We start from the raw sequence: 17,889 nt of genomic DNA, 5'->3' as shown, positions 1-17,889 counted from the left end.
ACGCTCTTTCCTTGCTCTACTTCAGTCTGTTGATGGCTGCATGGCGACGTGGTAGCTAAAAAGCCGCCACCCCAGCAGCAGACTCGCGGAGGTCAGGCCTGCGGTCAGCCCGATCCAGAAGCCGGCCGCGCCCATGGCTGGCGCCAGCCAGTCGGTGAAGGTCAGGGTGTACCCCAGTGGCAACCCAATGCCCCAGAAGGAAAACAGCATGATGAAAAACGGGATGCCGGTGTCCTTGTAGCCCCGCAGGGCGCTGATGCAGGTTACCTGGATCACGTCAGCAATCTGGAACAGCGCGGCGAAGGCCAGCAGGCGAACGGTGACCGCCTGAACCTCGGTATCGCTGGTGTACAGGGCGGCAATTGGCCCGGAGAAGACAAACAGTGACGAGGCGAACACCAGGGCAATACTCGACGCAAGGATCAGCGAACTGCGGGAGATCAGGCGGGCGGTGTCCGGCGCCCGGGCGCCCACGAGGAAGCTGACCCGCAGCGTCAGGGCCATGCCCAGACTAAGGGGCAGCATGAACATCAGCGAGACCACATTCAGGGCGATCTGGTGACCGGCGACCACCACCGGCCCAAGGGGGGCCAGAAACAGGGCAATGACCGCGAACATGCTGGCTTCCACGAAAATGGTAAATCCGATTGGCACGCCGATGCGCAGTATGTATCGAATGCCGCGCCAACTGGGCCGCGCCCAGTCCGTCAGTAAATGAAAGTGCCGGTAGGTGGCGCTGCGGTTCAGGTATACCAGCATGGCAATGGCCGCCACGCTGTTGGAAATGGTAGTGGCCCAGCCGCAACCCACGCCGCCCATGGCGGGCAGCCCCAGTTTGCCGTAGATGAAGATGTAGTTCAGTGGCAGATTGACGAGTGTACTGAGTACCGAGAAGGCCATGATCACCCGGGTGTGGCCCAGGCCGTCGGTCAGGCCCCGAAGTGCGTTCATCAGCAAGAGTGCCGGAATGCCCCAGGCAAAGGCGTCCAGGTAGCCCTGGGTAATGCCCGCAGTGTGTGGTTCCAGTTTCAGGATGGCCAGTATCGGGTGAACATTGGTAAGCAGCAGCGCCATGATCACCGTGCCGCCAACGGTGATGTAGATGCCTTGCCAGGTGGCCGGCATGATCTTCTCAAGCGTGCGGGCGCCGTTGTAGCCCGAAATGATGGGCTGCAGGGCGCCCAGCAGGCCCATGAAGAACAGGAACAGCGGCATCCACAGGCTGCTGCCAATACCCACGGCGGCCAGGTCCTCGGCACTGGCGTGACCGGCCATGATGGTGTCGATGGCGCCATTGGCCATTTGCGCCAGTTGCGCGATCAGTATGGGCCCGCCCAGCAGCGACAGGGTTTTCCATTCGGTCAGCGTGCGTTGCACCAGGGGCTGGCGGGTTTCCGGTAATGGCTGATGAAGTTCGTCCATGGGGTCACGGCTTGCTGGTAGTGGAGTGAGGCTTAGGTCCGCAGACCGGGCATGATACCTGAAATTCGGTGCTGACGAGCAGTCGGATAGGCTTCTCCAAAACACGCCCGCGAGTACTTCCCTGTAAGGCTTGACTGCAGCCATCCCTGGCTGCAGACAGTTTTGGAAAAGCCTACCCGACCGCTCTTGCTCACAAATGGGATTTATTCATATTGGCTGTGTTTCAGCCCTAAATTGGGTATGGTAGCGGCCGTTTATTGCAGCGCGAGGTCGACATGGCACTACTTGTTCTGGTTACCGTTCTCTGGGCATTTTCCTTCAGCCTGATTGGTGAGTTCCTGGCCGGGCATGTGGACAGCGATTTTGCCGTGCTCAGCCGTGTGTTGCTGGGGGCGCTGGTGTTCCTGCCGTTTACCCGCTGGCGGGGTGTGCCGGGTGGCCTGAAACTGGGCATCCTGGTTACGGGGATGCTGCAATTTGGGATTACCTACCTCTGCCTCTACCGCTCCTTTGGTTACCTCTCCGTGCCGGAGGTGTTGCTGTTCACCATCTTCACGCCGTTGTACGTCACCCTGGTGGACGATGCCCTGGCGGGGCGGTTTTCACCGGTGGCACTGCTGGCGGCGACGATTGCCACCCTGGGGGCCGGCATTATCCGCTACGACGGGCTGAGCGAGGATTTCCTGACGGGGTTCCTGCTGCTGCAAGTGGCCAACTTCACCTTTGCCGCCGGCCAGGTCGGGTACAAGCATGTGATGGCGCACTACACCCTGTCCGTTCCCGGTTACCGTACATTCGGTTATTTCTTTTTCGGCGCCTTGATCATTGCCCTGCCGTCGTTCCTGATTTTTGGTGATGCCGGCAAGCTGCCATCAACGCCCACCCAGTGGGGCATCCTGACCTGGCTTGGGCTGGCGGCCTCCGGGCTGGGGCTGTACCTGTGGAATCGCGGCGCCTGCGTGGTGGACGCGGGCACCCTGGCGGTCATGAATAATGCGTTGGTGCCGGCGGGGCTGTTGGTGAACCTGTTGATCTGGAACCGGGATGCCGACCTTTTGCGCCTGGCACTGGGTGGTGCGGTGATTGCCTTTTCCCTGTGGGTAAACGCCCGCTTTCATCCCCGGGCCCGGCTGGCGGCGGTTCCGAAATAAACGCCGGGCTAAAGATCTGGATCAGGTGACCGTTACAATACGGTGACACGGCGTAACCTTTTCAGCATTTTAATGTTTGCTGGACCAGCGTACGCTACGCCACCTCAAATCCAGTCGTTCCCCTTAATCCTGGCACTACCATGCGCAAGAACCTGCCCGTCACCGAACGCGAGATCCAGATCCCGGAAGGGATGCGTTTGATCAGTACGACCACCCTCAAAGGGGTGATCACCTACTGTAATGATGACTTCGAAACCATCAGCGGCTATACCCGCGACGAGTTGATCGGGCAGGCCCACAACCTGATTCGTCACCCGGATATGCCCCAGGCGGTATTCGCCGATATGTGGGAATACCTGAAGGCCGGCAAGGCCTGGATGGGGGTGGTGAAGAACCGGGCGAAGAATGGGGATCACTACTGGGTCAGCGCCTATGCGACCCCGATCTGGGAGGACGGCCAGATGGTGGGCTACGAATCGGTGCGGGTGGCCGCCACCCGCGACCAGATTGCCCGGGCCGAACGTCTGTACCGCAAGATCAATGTGGGCCGGCTGACGTCCGCCTGGCGCAACAAGGCGCTGTCCACCGGCCGCTCGGGCTGGCCGTTCCTGTTGTCCATGGCCATCAGCCTGGGTGCTCTCTGGCTGGACTCGCCGGCGTTGGCGGCGGGCCTGATTGTGGGCTCAAACATGCTGGCGTACTGGCTGGTGTTCCACTCCCTGTCAAAGCGACTCCAGGGGCTTCTGGATTTGCGCCCGGATGCCTTCCAGGACCCTATCGTTGCCCGTACCTACAGTGACGAACGTGGCTTGATGTCGCGCCTGGCGCTGTTGCTGGTCAGTGAGCGGGCGCGGATTCGTACGGCCCTCGCCCGGATCGACGACCAGGCCGAGCACCTGTTTGATCAGGCCCGCTCCACCCACAGTCATATCACCGAGGGGGCGTCGGCCATATCCCGTCAACGGGCGGAAACCGAGCAGACCGCCTCCGCCATCAATGAAATGACCGCTTCCATCCAGGAGGTGGCCGAATCCGTCACCGCCAACGCCCGGGAAGCCGAGCAGGCCAATCGTCTGGCGCATCAGGGCAGTGATCGCAGCGGCGAAGCGTTGGCTGCCATTGAAGAGCTTGTACAGCGGGTGAACAGTATTGGCGAGTCGGTCAGCCAACTGGGTGAATCCACGCGTACCATTGGTGAGGCCGCCGATCTGATCACCGGCATTGCCGACCAGACCAACCTGTTGGCATTGAATGCCGCCATTGAGGCGGCCCGGGCCGGGGAACACGGCCGGGGTTTCTCCGTGGTGGCGGACGAGGTTCGGGCCCTGGCGCAAAGGACCCAGCAGTCCACAGAGAAAATTCATGAGGTCGTGGCTGATTTCCGCACACAAGTGGACACCACCATTGCCGCCGTTCGCAGTGGCGAAGAGCTGGCCGGTAACGGTTTGAGCCGGGTTCGGGAAGCTTCTGATTCCCTGAACACCATCGTCGGATCGGTGGACTCAATCTCCGACAGTTTTATTACCATGTCGGCGGCCTTCGAGCAGCAGGGGCAGGTGTCCGAGGAGATCAACCAGCAGATCGTCAACATCGCCGGCCTCGCGGACCAGAGTGATGATCAGGCCGAATCCGCCCGCCAGAGCAGTGACGAGCTAAGCGAACAGGCTAATGGCCTGAAAGATCTGATTTCCCGCTTCATCAGCCGAAATGGTTGAGTCTGAAATGATTTTCAGGCGCTAGCTGAAAAAATCACCAGCCCATCCTCCGCCGGCACTGGAATAGCGGTCCCAGTGCTGGCAGAATCCCGCCCCAACTGCCCGGGTGCCTCTACCCGGTGCACATTCAATTCATGGCTCCCTGGCCAAAAGCACAGGAAGAAAATACATGACTCAGTCCAAACCCGAACCAACCCAGGGTTCCGGGGCGCGGGGGCTCTGGTCGTCCAGGCTCGCATTCATTCTGGCGGCGACCGGTTCCGCCGTGGGCCTCGGCAATGTCTGGAAGTTCCCTTATGTCACCGGTGAAAATGGTGGTGGCGCCTTCGTACTGGTTTACCTGCTTTGTATTGCCATCATTGGTATCCCCATCATGATGGCGGAAGTGTTTATCGGCCGGAACGGCCGGCACAACCCCATTGCCAGCTTCCGTCTGGTGGCCGAACGCAATCTGGCCAAGCCAGCGTGGCGTCTGTCGGCCATCATCGGCATGCTGGCGGCTTTCATCATACTGTCCTTCTATTCCGTGATTGGCGGTTGGGCGGCCTCCTACATCGGCCATGCCGCCGCAGGGGACTTTACCGGCGGCACGGCTGACTCCGTGGGCAAGATCTTCGGTGATTTGCTGGCCAGCCCGGTGGAGTTGCTGATCTGGCACACGGTCTTCATGGCGCTGGTGATCTGGGTGGTTTCCCGTGGCCTTAAGGGTGGTCTGGAGCGGGCCGTCACCATTCTCATGCCGGCACTGTTCCTGTTGCTGTTGGCCGTGGTTGGCTACGCGACCACCACCGGCCACTTCGGCGAAGCCGTCAGCTTCCTGTTCACCCCGAACTTTGGTGCGTTGACGGTTAAAGGTGTGCTGGTGGCCCTTGGGCATGCGTTCTTCACCCTGAGCTTGGGTATGGCCATCATGATGGCTTACGGCTCCTACCTCGGGAACGACGTGAACATTGCCCGCACGGCCGTCAGCGTCGCCATCATGGACACCGTGGTTGCGTTGCTTGCGGGTCTGGCCATCTTTCCCGTGGTGTTCGCCAATGGCCTGGAAGCCGGTGCCGGCCCCGGTCTGATCTTCCAGACCCTGCCCCTGGCGTTCGGCAACATGCCAATGGGCAGCCTGTTTGGCGCACTGTTCTTCATTCTGCTGCTGTTTGCGGCCTGGACGTCGGGTATTTCCCTGCTGGAACCGGTCGTTGAGTGGGTCGAAGAGAAAACCAGCCTTGGTCGTACCGCGAGCGCCTCCCTGGCCGGTGGTGCCTGCTGGGCGCTGGGTATCGTCTCGATCCTGTCCCTGAACGTGTGGTCCGATGTGACGCCGCTGGGTATGTTTGCCGCGTTTGAAGGCAAAACCATCTTTGATCTGTTGGACTACTTCACGGCCAACATCATGCTGCCGCTTTCCGGCCTGCTGACGGCCCTGTTCGTGGGCTGGTGCGTGGCCCGGGAATCCCTGAAGATGGACCTGGCACTGGATGGCGGTGCGTTCGCCCTGTGGTTCAATCTGATCCGCTATGTATCGCCGGTTGCGGTTGTGATTGTGTTTATTTACAACCTGACCGCCTGATTCCCGAGTTTCAGGCAAACAAAAACCCGGCAGCGGTTCTTCCCGCTGCCGGGTTTTTTGTGTCTGGAGGTTGAGGGTTTAGATCTTGAATCTGCCCACCTGGGTGCTCAGGCCATCGGCCAACCGGGCAAGCTCCTCGCTGGCGCCGGACACCTGTTCAGTGGAAGCGGCACTCTGCTCGCCGACATCGCGAATGCGGGTCACATTCTGGTTGATGTCTTCCGCCACCGAAGCCTGCTGCTCGGCGGCGGTGGCAATCTGGCTGTTGTACTGGCGGATTTCTTCCACCGCGTCGGCCATTTCCCGAATGGTGCCACCGGCAATCTCGGCCCGCTCCAGGGTCTGCTCACCCAACTGAATGCTCTCCTCCATGGTGGTGACCGAGCCTTCGGTGCTGGTGACCAGAGCGTTGATCAAGGTTTCGATTTCTTCCGCGGAACTTTGCGTGCGCTGGGCCAGTGAGCGGACCTCGTCGGCCACCACCGCAAAGCCACGGCCCTGTTCGCCGGCGCGGGCGGCTTCGATGGCGGCGTTCAGTGCCAGCAGGTTGGTTTGCTCGGCCACGGATTTGATCACATCCAGCACCGTGCCGATGTTCTGCGTGTCGCTCTGCAGGGCGCGCAGTTTCTGCATGACCGCGCCAATGTGCCCGTTGAGGTCGGTGACAAACTGCAGCGCCTCCTTACCGGCGGCATCGCCCTCATTGGATTTCTGGCTGGCGTGCTGGGCGGCGTTGAAGGCCGATTCCGCACTCTTCGCCACATCGTTCACCGTGGCCACCATTTCATTCATGGCGGTGGCGACCTGGTCGGTCTGGCTCTGTTGGTCGTTGACACCTTCACGGGTTTCCCGGGTGACCGCCGACAGCTCTTCCGAGGAGGATGCGATGCTGGTAGAGCCATCGTCGATTTCCTTGATCAGCTCCCGCAGGTTGGTGACCATGGTGCCGAAGGCCGCCAACAGGTTGCCGAATTCATCGCCACGGTTGCTGTCGATCTGAATTGTCAGGTCTCCGGAGGCGACGCGGTTGGCCACTTCCACGGTCTGGTTGATGGGGTTGGTGATCGTTCGGATCATGAACCAGGCAATCAGGGTGCCTGCCACCACGGCCGCCACGGCAATGGCGATCAGCTCAATGATGGCAAAATTGTATTGTTCTTCCATGCGCGAAACCTGGATTTCCTGCAATTCGACCGCCTTGTCAACCATGCTCCGGGCGGTATCCCTGAGAGCCTTCTCCGAGGCCGGGACCGCCGCCGGTCGGCTTTCCAGATTGCGGGCCAATTCGTCCAGCTGTTTTTTGTAAATCGGGGCCCGCTCAGCGATAAAGTCAATGCGGGCGTCATTCTCCGCTGAGGCCAGTACCTTCTTGAGTGGCAGAAGGGTCTCGACGGCGTTATCCACCAGTTTCTCGGCGTTCTGGCGATACTGAGCGTCGCCCCTTAACTGGAAGTTCTTCTCCTCGGTGCGGGCGTCCAGCAAATAGGATTCTGCCGAAGAGGCTCCGGCAACGATCAGGGATCGCTGGTTGTAGGAGTCGAGGGTGGTAACACCGATAACGGCAACCAAAACGGTCATCAGGACCAGCAGGGCGAAGCTGACACCGAGCTTTTTGCCAACCGACACGTTATTCAGTTTGGCCAGGGACATGAGGGGATCCTCGTTGGGATATGGGTGAACGATCAAAAGACGTTTACGTAAAGGTTTACGGTCGGTTCACGAAAATCTTGATCAGAAAATAACGGAATTGATGGATCTCAATGATTTCGCCGGATATTTTTTTAAGGTTCAGACCTTACCGCCAAGCAGGATGCGCACGGCGGTACAGGCGTCTTCCAGCTCGTCTTCCCGGGGCTCGTGCCCGCCGATCAGGTCGCTGTACACGCAGGATTCGGCAATGCGAATCATGAAGTAGGACAGGCTCTGAATGTTCATGGGCGGGCTGAGATGGCCGGCGCGCACTTCGTCCTTGAGCAGGCGGGTGTTCAATTCCACGGTGCGGGTGTGCAGGGTGGAGTGGGAGGAGGTGAGCATTTTCAGCGCGTATTCCGGGTCCTGGTGCAGGAATTTGCGCAGGGGTTTGAAATGCAGGGCGGTGGTATTGATGTACCGGTACACGCCGACAATATAATCAATGCCCTCGCCAGGGGTATTGGCTCGGGCCTCTTTGTAAAGCGGTTCGTACAGGGACCAGAGGATCTCGGCAATCAGCAGGTCGCGGTTGCCCACCCAGCGGAACAGGGTGGCGCGGCCGATATTCAGGTCATCAGCGAGGGCGGCCAGACTGATTTTTTCGCCTTTGAGCCACATTTTGCGGGCGCGGCGGAAGGCGTCCAGGGGCGTTGTCTTGGTGTGTTGTGGGGGCACTGACATCTCTGTTTGGAATTTGCGGGTATTCTAGCGGGCTCGCGCTGTTTTGCCTATGTGGCCCGCCCGCGTGACTGTTTATTACCTATCCAGCCTGCTATTTGGTGCTGGACGCTTCAGGGTGGCCCTGTCCAAAAACCGCTACAAGCTCGTCCATGAGCGCTTATTTCGGGCCGTCCATGGCCCTCAAAATTTTTGGACAGGGCCACCCTGAAGCGTCACCTGAGCTTAACAGTTATCGCTTTGGCAGGTACTTGCTGCATGGGGTGCTTATGGCAGGGAAGCCTTCCCAAAAATTTCGAAGGCCAAGGATGGCCTGAGAGAAGCGCACAGGGACCGTGCTTGTAGCGGTTTTTGGGAAGGCTTCCCTGCCATAAACACGAAACCAGGTCGAGTTATGGGCTATACCCAAAGATCCCCCACCGGCGTATCAGGCCCAAAGTGGTGCCAGACCTGCGCCTGCAGTAACTCCGCCGTGGCGATGGCGTCGATCAGGGCGTTGTGGCCGGCATAATGGGGCAACCCGTACCTCCCGCGGCTGTCGGCAAGGCGGATCGAGATTGGCCGTTTGCCCATTAACCGTTGCAAGCGGCCGGGGTTGCGATCGGGATGAAGGTGCGCCTCAATCGCCATGGTGTCCAGGACCGGGAAGCGCAGTTCTTCCTTGAGGCGCCACTGCAAGGCCTTGTTCAGGAAGGGGCGTTCGATGTTGCGGTAGTGCACCACTGGAATTCGACCGTTGAGATGTTCAAACAGCGTGTCCAGCACTTCCGAAAGATCCGGGGCCTCATCAATGTCGCTGTGGGTGATGCCATGGATGGTGATGGATGTCTGCTCCAGGGGTTCGTGGGGGCGCACCACCTGGTGCCAGGCCTTGCCAAGCTGTATGCCTTCGAGGGTGAAGGGCACCAGGCCTATGCTGACGATGGAGTTCTGATCGGCGTCCAGCCCCGTGGTTTCGAAATCCAGGGCCAACAACGGCACTTCCCGGATGGGGGTGTCCGGGCTTGGGCAGCCGGCCTCGTAAAACGAGCGGACGCGGGGATCGCGGGCTTGCTTCGCCAGCTCCCGGTAGCGCTCAGGCCAGTTGGCCCTGGTGGTTTCTGACATCACCGCGTACTCCCCGCGTTGTAGCGGAATCGCAGGAACTTCTGGGCGTTGCTGACGATCTGGAAGGCGTCTTTGAGGTGGCTTCGCTCAAACGGGGACAGATCTTCCGGCCGCACGTTGTTGTCTGGCTCCCGCCCTTCCTCGATGGCCAGTGCCTGGTGGCGAATGCGAACGATGGAGATGAATTCCAGGGCATCGCGCAGGTTACCGGCATCGTCTTCCAGCATCAGGCTGGTCTGGGCGATGTCCCGCAGTCGTTCAAAGGAGTTCTGGGAGCGGGAGCCGCAGGCCAGGGCATGTACGCGGATCAGGTCTGAGACCGGGGCTGTGCCCCGGCGTTTGAGATTGAAGCTCTTCTGATGTTTGCCATCCTCTTCCAGAACAAAGGTGCGGAAGAAACCCAGGGGTGGCGTTCGATTCAGGGCATTGCGGGCCAGGAAGGTGAGGAAACGCTGACTGCCGCTGGCTTTGCGCACAATCAGTGTTTTGAGTTCTTCGGCAAAGCGGGTTTCTCCGTGGATACCGTCGAGGTCGAAGAAAATGTTGCTGTTGAGCAGGGCCTCGGCTTTCGGGTTTTCGATCCAGTCCGTGAAATACTGCTTCCAGACCCGTAACGGCTGTCGCCATTTCACGTTGGTGGCCATGATGTCGCCGGTGCAGTAACTGTAACCGCATTCCGCCAGACCGTCGCTGACGAATTTGGCCAGCGCCTGGAAGTATTCATCGTGCTCTTCGGGCACAAAGCTGTCATCCAGCACCAGGGCATTGTCCTGGTCGGTGACCACCAGTTGCTCATCCCGGGCCATGGAGCCCAGCGCCATGAAACAGTAGGGCACCGGTGGTGGGCCCAGCTTCTCCTCCCCCAGTTCCAGCAGCCGCTGGCTGAAGCTGCGGCCAATACCCGCCATGGCGCTGCCAATCATGTGGGAGTTGGCGTCTTCATTCACCAGCCGCACGAAACTGTCGCGAATATCCAGGCTGAGCTTTTTCAGTCCTTTGACATCCTGCTGATGGTAGATGTTACTGACCAGGTACAGGCTGCTCTGGCTTTCGTATTTCACGATGTCGGATAACGCCACGACGCCCCGGATTTCCTCGCCTTCCATCACCGGAAGATGGTGCACGTTGTTGTGCAGCATGGTGAGCATGGCTTCAAAGATATAGCTGCGGGCGCTGATGGTGATCAGGTCTTCGGACATGATGTCGCTGATCGGCGTTTCCGAGGCCAGGGCGTTGGTCACGGCACGGGTTCGCAGGTTCCGGTCGGTGATGATGCCTTTTAGTCGATGCTGGTTCTCGGCGTCATCCACCAGCAACAAGGCAGAAACTCCGTGATCTGTCATGATCCGGGCCGCTTCCTGCAGGCGGACGGTGGCCGGCGCGCAGACCGGCTGACGGGAGATCAGCCGAGTTACCTTGGCGGTCATCAGTTCGTTGGATTTAGCCTGTCGGGAGACAGCGGTGCGCAGTCGGCTGCGGTCCTCGACTTCCACGAAATCGGCGAAGTTTTCGTCGTTTTCCCACAGGTATTGGAAGGTTTCAAATGGGATCTTATAGACGAGGGTGTCTTCCAGTGCCTTGGCGGGGAAGCGCACCTGTTGGTTGCGCAGCAGGCCGAACTGGCCAAAAATCTCGCCTTCGCTGACCCGGTTGTACAATTCGCCCGAGCGCCGGTAAATCTCCACCGCGCCGCTGCGCACATAATGCAGCCAGTGGTTTTGCTGTTTGAGTTCGAGGATGTTGGTGCCGGCCCGGTAGTAGGCTACTTCAATACTGCCGACAATACGTTCAAGCATCTCTTCAGGCATTTCATCGAAGGGCGGGTATTGGGCAATGTGATTGCGAATGTCGAGCAGTTCTGCCTGCATGGGCTCTCCGTGGTGGTCGCCGTAGTCCCTGATTTTGGGGTCGTTGTTGTCTTTGGCCAAACTATAGCAGCTGTCGGTTTTCATGGTGTACCTTTGCAGCCTTGGGGCAGCTTTGGCATAGGTGGGAGTTTGGAATAATGGTCAATAAGTTACTGGTGATCGGAGGGATTCGCTCCGGCAAGACAGCCCTGGCCGAGCAGCGGGCCCAACAGGCGGGTGGTGCCGTGGTGTACGTGGCCACCGCAACCGCCGGTGATGACGAAATGGCCCGTCGAATTGAGCGCCACCGCCGCCAGCGACCGGACGACTGGGGGCTGGTGGAAGAGCCCATGTGCCTGGGTGAGGTGCTGGCGGATTTTCGCAAGCAGCCTTGTGAGCCACCGCTGCTGCTGATCGACTGTATGAGTCTGTGGATGAGCAACCTGCTGTTGGCCGGGGGTGAACGCTTCGCCGAGGAGCGCGAATGCTTTCTCGAGGAAGTGAGGGCTTACCCGGGTTCCCTGGTGGTGGTGACCAACGAAGTAGGGTTGGGGACGATCGGGATGGACGCCCTCACCCGTCGGTTTGCCGATGAACTGGGCTGGATGAACCAGGCGCTGGCCGAGCGCTGCGATGAGGTGGTGATGTCCGTGGCGGGGCTACCACTGACGCTCAAGGGTTCGGCCCAGGAGTGAGGCTGAGCATGCTGCGGAAGGTGCCAAACTCGGACTGATCCACGCGGATACGGGTGCGACAGCCATAGGGCACGGCCAGGCCGGTGAAGGATCTTGCCAGGGGAATGCCCAGGATGTCGGCCAGCACCATGCGGATAACCCCGCCGTGGCAGACCACCAGTACTTTTTGTCCGGCCAGGTGCTCCTGCCAGTGGTTAAAGGTGTCTGTTACCCGCTGGTGAAAGTCGGTTACCGGCTCGCCTCCCGGTGGAATGTGGTGGATGGCGTCCCGCCAGAATTTGTCCAGCTGGTCGCCATAGCGCTTTTGGACCTGCTCGGCGGTCAGTCCTTCCCATTCGCCAAAACCGATTTCCCGAAGGTTGTCTGCAATATGCAGCGGAATGTTCCGTTCTTCGGCGAGCTTTTCCGCAAAACGCCTGCACCGGGCCATGGGGGAACTGACAATGACCTCCCAATGGTCCTCATCGGTCACCGCCGCCTGCATCTGCTGCCAGCCTTTGGTGCTTAGCGGGTCGTCCTTGCTGCCCCGGAACATGGGGCCGCCTTCGGGTTCGCCGTGGCGGATCAGGTCAATGATGGTGGTGTTCACTCAGGCTCCGGGTTTGTCGCTGACGCCGGCATCGGCAAAGGTCGCCATCTGATTATGCAGGGCGCAGGCTGTGCGCAACAGGGGGACGGCGACGGCGGCACCGCTGCCCTCGCCCAGGCGCATGCCGAGGTTCAGCAGTGGTTGAGCGTCCAGTGCCTTCAGTACCGATTGGTGACCTGGTTCCGCCGACTGGTGGCTGAACAGCAGCCAGTCACGAACGCCGGGCTGGATGTGGGTGGCCACCAGGGCCGCCACCGAGACAATGAAACCATCCACCAGTACAGGCACCCCGCGTGCGGCACAGCCCAGGGTCGCGCCGGCCAGGGCGGCAATTTCAAACCCGCCGAGGGACGCCAGTACCGCCAGTGGGTCGCGGTTGTCGCCATGGCGATCCAGGGCGGTTTGTACCACCCGTGCCTTGTGGCTGACGCCCCGGGCGTCCAGGCCGGTTCCGGGCCCTACCAGGTCCTGCGGCCGGTGGTCCAGCAGTGCACAGGCCAATGCCGCCGCGCTGGTGGTGTTGCCGATGCCCATGTCGCCGCCGATGAACAGCTGGGCGCGGTTGTCAGCGGCGCGCTGCGAGGCATAATCGCCGGCATTCAGTGCGTTTTGCAGCTGATTGGCGGTTAAAGCGTCTTTTTGGGCGAGATTTTCGGTAGATGGGGCGATAACCTGATGCAGCACACCGGGCAATTCCGGCACCTCGCCCACGGTCCCCAGGTTGATGACTTCCAGCTCGGCGCCCAGCTCCCGAGCCATCACGCTGATGGCCGCGCCCCCGCCGGCGAAATTGGCGATCATCTGGGCGGTGACGGCTTGCGGAAAGGCGGAAATGCCCTCCTCGCAGACACCGTGGTCACCGGCGAAGACGGAAATATGCACCCGCTCCAGGGTTGGCGTGTCACAACCCTGCAGTGCGGCAAGTTCAATCGCTACCCGTTCCAGGTCGCCCAGTGATCCAGGGGGCTTGGTGAGTACTTGCTGGCGGTCCCTGGCACGCCCGCCGTGGAGCGCACTCGGTTTTGGGGGCGGCTGTGTGCAGCTGCTGGGCAGTGGCATGGTCATTTCCTGGTGGCTGACAAAGCCAAAGATGCTGCTCCGGAGCGGTTTGGGTGTCAAGTTGCGCCGGGTGTCGGGTAGACTTCGCCCACTTCATTCAAGGAGCGTGGATAGTGGAAAACTGGGCCGTGCCGGTGATCGTCAGTATCGCGGCTGTCCTTCTCGATCATTTAGTCGGTGAACCGCGCCGCTGGCACCCCTTGGTGGGCTTCGGCAACCTGGTGGTGCGGATGGAACGCTTACTGAACCGCCGGCCGGACCAGCCTGCCCGTTCATTCTGGGCTGGTTGGCTCGGCGTGTTGATCCTTTGCGTCCCGCTTGTCGGCCTGGCGCTGGCGGCGGAGCTGTGGCTGGAAGGTTGGCCGCTGCTCGTTGTCCAAACGTCCGGGGTGGCACTGGCGGTGTCTCTCCGGGGCCTGGCTGAACACGGTCGGGCGGTTGGCGAGCCCCTGGCGCGCGGCGATATGGACGAAGCCCGCCGGCGGGTGGGCTACATCGTCAGTCGCGATGCGGCGGCGTTGGATGAGCAGGGCGTGGCTGCGGCGGCGTCTGAATCCATGCTGGAGAATGGTGCGGATGCCGTCTTTGCCAGCCTGTTCTGGTTTCTGGTCGCCGGCCTTCCGGGCGTGGTGTTGCATCGGCTGGTGAACACCCTGGATGCCATGTGGGGCTATCGCAACGCCCGGTTCCAGTACTTCGGTCGTTGTGCCGCCCGCCTGGATGACCTGATGAACTGGATTCCGGCCAGGCTGACTGCCCTGACCTACGCACTGCTGGGAAACACACGGCTGGCATTGCGTTGCTGGCGGCGTCAGGCGCCCGCTTGGGACAGCCCCAACGCCGGGCCGGTGATGGCGGCAGGGGCCGGTGCCCTGGAAGTAATCCTGGGTGGGCCAGCCCCCTATGCGTCGGGGGTAAAACAGCGCCCCGTTCTGGGTGACGGCGGGCAGCCGGGTCCGGGCACGGTGGAGCAGGCTATCCGTTTGGTCCAGCGGGGTGTCGCCCTGTGGTTTATTACTTTGATCCTGGCAGGATTGTTGGGGTGGCTGCTTTTCTGATGAGACGATGCCGATGAACGAGAAAGCGTTAGTTGAGCCGGTACCGGAGCATGGCGGTCGACTCCGGCAGGCCGCCAGGCAATGGGGCATCCCCGAGAGCCAGTGGCTGGATCTGTCCACCGGCATCAACCCGAATTCCTGGCCCATCCCGGAGATTCCGGCCCCGGTCTGGCAGAGATTGCCGGAAGACGATGACGGCCTGCCCGAGCTGATCCGTCAATGGGTCGAAGCCCCGGCAGGAGCCGCGTGCCTGCCGGTGCCGGGGAGCCAGGCAGCCATTCAGGCCTTGCCACAGCTCTATGCTCCCTGCCATGTCGGTATCCCGGTACCCGGGTATCGGGAACACGGCTATTGGTGGCAACGGGCCGGGCATACCGTGGTCCCCGTATCGCTGGAATCGGTTCCGGAAAGTGACGAGTGGCTGGCCGCGCTGGACGTCCTGGTGTGGATTCATCCCAACAACCCCACCGGCCTGGCCCTGCCGGCCGGCCAGCTGCGGGAATGGCATCGGAATTTGCAGGCCCGTGGCGGTACGCTGGTGGTGGACGAAGCATTTGTCACCCCAGGGGCTGACAGTCTCGCTATGAGTGCGGGTGTGAGCGGGCTGGTGGTATTGCGCTCGCTGGGCAAGTTTTTCGGGCTGGCGGGGGTTCGGGCCGGCGTGGTGATTGGTGATGGCTCAGTGATTACGGCTTTGGCGCAACGACTGGGTCCCTGGGCAATGAGTGGTCCGGCCCGGTACCTGATGAAGCACGCCCTGAAGGATGTGGCCTGGCAGGCCCGCACTCGCGATTCCCTGCTTGAAGGCAGTCGTCGCCTGTCCCGCCTGTTGGCCGAAGCCGGCCTCGGCGAAAGCACGGGGACCGGGCTTTTTCGCTACCTACCTCACCCGGATGCACTGGCCATTTATGAATCCCTGGCCCGACAGGGCATCCTCGTGCGACTGTTTGAACAGCCGCCTGCCCTGCGTTTTGGCTTGCCGGGAAGCGAGACCGAATGGCAGAGACTTGCCGCCGCGCTTTGCAAATGTCATTGACCAGACATTAACCGATTGTTAGCCTTTGCGCGCGTTTTCAGGTGCCCCGATGCAAAGCTGCCCGGGGTGAAACGGGAAACTGGTGCGCTCAGAGGCCCCTTTGAGTAAGTCCAGCGCTGCCCCCGCAACGGTAATTGAGTCAACCGCCATCGAACGCGCCACTGTGTCTGAGACATGGGAAGGCGATGGCCCGGGATGCCGCCGGCATCCACTCATAAGCCCGGAGACCGGCCTGTTAACACACCAAATGCTGCGGAGGGCGGCGACGGTGGGTGAAGGCCTGTGCATCCGGTGTGCCCATATTTCCTTTCTTCATCCCCGAACTCTCACCTCCGTGGCCCGATCGTTAACCGTCGTGCGGGTGTAGCGCGACCTGATGGTGAGAAACAAATATGGGTATTACCAAGGCCACCCCGGCTCTTCTGTTTTCCGGTACTTCACTGCTCCTATTGCCACTGGCGTCCGCCGTGGCCCAGGCCAACGAGTCCGAATCCTCCAATGTGTCTGACACGCTTGATCCGATCGTGGTGACCGCCACCCTTGGCCCGCGCACCGTGGGCGAGAGTCTGTCGTCGGTGACGGTGATTGATGAGGAAGAGATCCGCGAAAAGGCGCCCAATGCGTTTCAGGATCTGCTTCAGGGGCAGCCCGGGATTTCTGTTAAAACCAATGGCTCGTTTGGTAAGGCCACAAGTGTTTATACACGTGGCACGAGCAATGATTCCACTTTGTTTTTGGTCGATGGAGTTCGATTGCGGTCTGCAACGTTAGGTGGGGCTTCCTGGCAGTATTTCCCGCCGGAGCTGGTTGAGCGGGTAGAAATCGTACGCGGACCTAAAAGTTCGCTCTACGGAGCAGACGCTCTCGGGGGGGTTATTCAGGCGTTCACTCTTGATCCCGATAGGGGTCGCACAGGCTGGGTCGAAGCCGGAGTCGGTAACTTTAATACTCAGAAAACCGCTGCTGGTGTCGGGGGAACTTTTGGTGATACCCGCGTGAGCCTGAGCGGTGTTCACCGGGAGACGGACGGTACGGCCATTGTCACTGGTGGTGATGATAAGGGGTTTCGCAATACTGCTGGGGTCGGTCGCGTAGCTCACGAATTTGATAATGGCGGTGAAGTCAGCTTCATGATGTTCGAGAGTGATGGAAATACTGAATTCGAGGGTGGGGAAACGGATTTCATGCTTCGGACTACTGCGTTAAAGCTGGAAGCTCCTGTTAGTGAATACTGGCATCAATCCATTTTGTTTTCCGAGTCTAGAGATGAAACTGAAAATGAACGGACATCCGGGCCGTCTGCTTATGAGACTCGTACCCGAACTGCGCGCTGGGTTAATACTCTAACTTGGGACGTTCATGAGCTGGCTCTCGGTGCTGAGCTAATGGGTGACAAGGTGGGTGGTAGTGAGGATTTCGATGAGAATAGTCGGTCCAATGCCGCTTTATTCGGTCAATTCCGTCTGAGCTTTGGTCCAACAGATGTTCAAATGAGTCTCCGCGGTGATGATAATGAAGCGTATGGCACTAACGAAACAGGCGCTATCGCTTTAGGGCACTCTATTGATCGTGCTCACCGTATCCGTCTCAGTTATGGCACAGCTTTTCGTGCGCCTACCTTTAACGACCTATATACGCCAAGAAGTGCCTTTGCAGTCGGTGACCCCACTATCAAACCTGAAGAGTCAGAGACATATGAGCTGGGTCTGAGTGGTAATTATCAAAGCTGGTTCTGGGATACAGCGATTTTTCAGCTTGATATCGAAAATATGATTCAGTGGCAAGAAGTGAGCCCCTGGTTTTATAAGCCCCAAAATGTTGATGAGGCAAGAATTCAAGGGATTGAATTGGGGATGGGTTATGAAGCACAGGGATGGCGAGCTGGCGCGGCTGTAACATTGCTTGAACCGGAGAACCGGACGGAAGAGCGAGATCTTGAGTATCGGAGTACTCAAACGATAAAGCTTGATTTGAGTAAGCAATTAGGGGACTGGCTTTTGGGGGGAACTTTCGTAGCCGCTAATCACCGTTATGACTATGACGACTATGCGGGAACAAAGACACGGCTACCCGGGTACGGCACGTTGGACCTCCACGCAGGCTGGGCCTTTGCTCCAGGCTGGTCCAGTAAACTGACTGTTGAGAATGTTTTCGACAAGGAACGCGCAACCGCCGAATACTCCGGCGGCGGCTATTACATCACCGCCGGCCGCACCGCCATGCTGACGGTTCGTTACGACTTCCTGTAAACCGGCCACTTGCGGCTGAGGCAGCGG

The 17,889-nt window shown here is 60.0% G+C and carries 14 protein-coding genes and 1 riboswitch; of the genes, 7 read left to right on the top strand and 7 right to left on the bottom strand.

Annotated elements, in window-relative coordinates; translation table 11 throughout:
- Positions 1-21 precede the first annotated feature (21 nt).
- Positions 22-1,422 (bottom strand): MATE family efflux transporter, encoded by a 1,401-nt coding sequence (locus tag BY454_RS01620; protein ID WP_104414882.1) that lies wholly within the window; start codon positions 1,420-1,422, stop codon positions 22-24.
- Between the two features lie 275 nt (positions 1,423-1,697).
- Between BY454_RS01620 and BY454_RS01615 the strand changes: the two genes are divergently transcribed.
- The 3 genes from BY454_RS01615 (at position 1,698) to BY454_RS01605 (ending at position 5,852) form a co-directional block, all read left to right on the top strand.
- Positions 1,698-2,573, top strand: coding sequence for an EamA family transporter (locus BY454_RS01615; RefSeq protein WP_104415004.1), 876 nt, complete (start codon positions 1,698-1,700; stop codon positions 2,571-2,573).
- Between the two features lie 140 nt (positions 2,574-2,713).
- Complete coding sequence (locus tag BY454_RS01610) at positions 2,714-4,288, top strand: methyl-accepting chemotaxis protein (protein WP_104414881.1); 1,575 nt, start codon at positions 2,714-2,716, stop codon at positions 4,286-4,288.
- Positions 4,289-4,457: 169 nt separating this feature from the next.
- Positions 4,458-5,852 (top strand): sodium-dependent transporter, encoded by a 1,395-nt coding sequence (locus tag BY454_RS01605; RefSeq protein WP_104414880.1) that lies wholly within the window; start codon positions 4,458-4,460, stop codon positions 5,850-5,852.
- A gap of 78 nt (positions 5,853-5,930) precedes the next feature.
- Here the strand turns inward: BY454_RS01605 and BY454_RS01600 are convergent, their stop codons facing one another.
- The 4 genes from BY454_RS01600 to BY454_RS01585 form a co-directional block, all read right to left on the bottom strand.
- Complete coding sequence (locus tag BY454_RS01600; RefSeq protein ID WP_104414879.1) at positions 5,931-7,502, bottom strand: methyl-accepting chemotaxis protein; 1,572 nt, start codon at positions 7,500-7,502, stop codon at positions 5,931-5,933.
- A gap of 138 nt (positions 7,503-7,640) precedes the next feature.
- Complete coding sequence (locus BY454_RS01595) at positions 7,641-8,219, bottom strand: QsdR family transcriptional regulator (RefSeq protein WP_258075516.1); 579 nt, start codon at positions 8,217-8,219, stop codon at positions 7,641-7,643.
- A gap of 402 nt (positions 8,220-8,621) precedes the next feature.
- Positions 8,622-9,329 carry a 3'-5' exonuclease gene (locus BY454_RS01590; RefSeq protein ID WP_104414877.1) on the bottom strand — a complete coding sequence of 236 codons (708 nt, stop codon included), beginning with the start codon at positions 9,327-9,329 and terminating at the stop codon, positions 8,622-8,624.
- The gene (locus BY454_RS01585; protein ID WP_104425536.1) at positions 9,329-11,197 is read right to left on the bottom strand and encodes a putative nucleotidyltransferase substrate binding domain-containing protein; all 1,869 of its coding nucleotides are present in this window, start codon (positions 11,195-11,197) and stop codon (positions 9,329-9,331) included. The genes BY454_RS01590 and BY454_RS01585 overlap by 1 nt, the downstream gene beginning before the upstream one ends.
- Positions 11,198-11,334: 137 nt before the next feature.
- Here BY454_RS01585 and cobU point away from each other — a divergent pair, with 137 nt between their 5' ends.
- Positions 11,335-11,871 (top strand): bifunctional adenosylcobinamide kinase/adenosylcobinamide-phosphate guanylyltransferase, encoded by a 537-nt coding sequence (gene cobU / locus BY454_RS01580; protein ID WP_104414876.1) that lies wholly within the window; start codon positions 11,335-11,337, stop codon positions 11,869-11,871.
- Here the strand turns inward: cobU and BY454_RS01575 are convergent.
- Positions 11,849-12,460: a histidine phosphatase family protein gene (locus BY454_RS01575; protein WP_104414875.1), complete on the bottom strand. Its 612-nt coding sequence runs from the start codon at positions 12,458-12,460 to the stop codon at positions 11,849-11,851. The two genes, cobU and BY454_RS01575, sit on opposite strands and share 23 nt — an antisense overlap.
- Positions 12,461-13,519 carry a nicotinate-nucleotide--dimethylbenzimidazole phosphoribosyltransferase gene (gene cobT, locus BY454_RS01570; RefSeq protein ID WP_104414874.1) on the bottom strand — a complete coding sequence of 353 codons (1,059 nt, stop codon included), beginning with the start codon at positions 13,517-13,519 and terminating at the stop codon, positions 12,461-12,463.
- Between the two features lie 113 nt (positions 13,520-13,632).
- On the opposite strand from cobT, the gene cbiB reads away from it, so the two are divergent.
- The 3 genes from cbiB (at position 13,633) to BY454_RS01555 (ending at position 17,862) form a co-directional block, all read left to right on the top strand.
- Positions 13,633-14,577: an adenosylcobinamide-phosphate synthase CbiB gene (gene cbiB, locus BY454_RS01565; RefSeq protein WP_219820591.1), complete on the top strand. Its 945-nt coding sequence runs from the start codon at positions 13,633-13,635 to the stop codon at positions 14,575-14,577.
- Between the two features lie 13 nt (positions 14,578-14,590).
- Positions 14,591-15,613, top strand: a complete 1,023-nt coding sequence (gene cobD, locus BY454_RS01560) for a threonine-phosphate decarboxylase CobD (RefSeq protein ID WP_104415001.1) — start codon at positions 14,591-14,593, stop codon at positions 15,611-15,613.
- A gap of 22 nt (positions 15,614-15,635) precedes the next feature.
- A riboswitch (cobalamin riboswitch) is annotated at positions 15,636-15,863 on the top strand.
- 142 nt (positions 15,864-16,005) lie between these two features.
- Positions 16,006-17,862: a TonB-dependent receptor domain-containing protein gene (locus tag BY454_RS01555; RefSeq protein ID WP_104414873.1), complete on the top strand. Its 1,857-nt coding sequence runs from the start codon at positions 16,006-16,008 to the stop codon at positions 17,860-17,862.
- The last annotated feature ends 27 nt before the right edge of the window (positions 17,863-17,889 follow it).

It is taken from the genome of Marinobacter persicus (assembly GCF_002934325.1).
GTDB classification, from domain to species: Bacteria; Pseudomonadota; Gammaproteobacteria; order Pseudomonadales; family Oleiphilaceae; genus Marinobacter; species Marinobacter persicus_A.
Note: the sequence above shows the minus strand (reverse complement) of the source record. Positions and strands in the feature narration are given on the sequence as shown.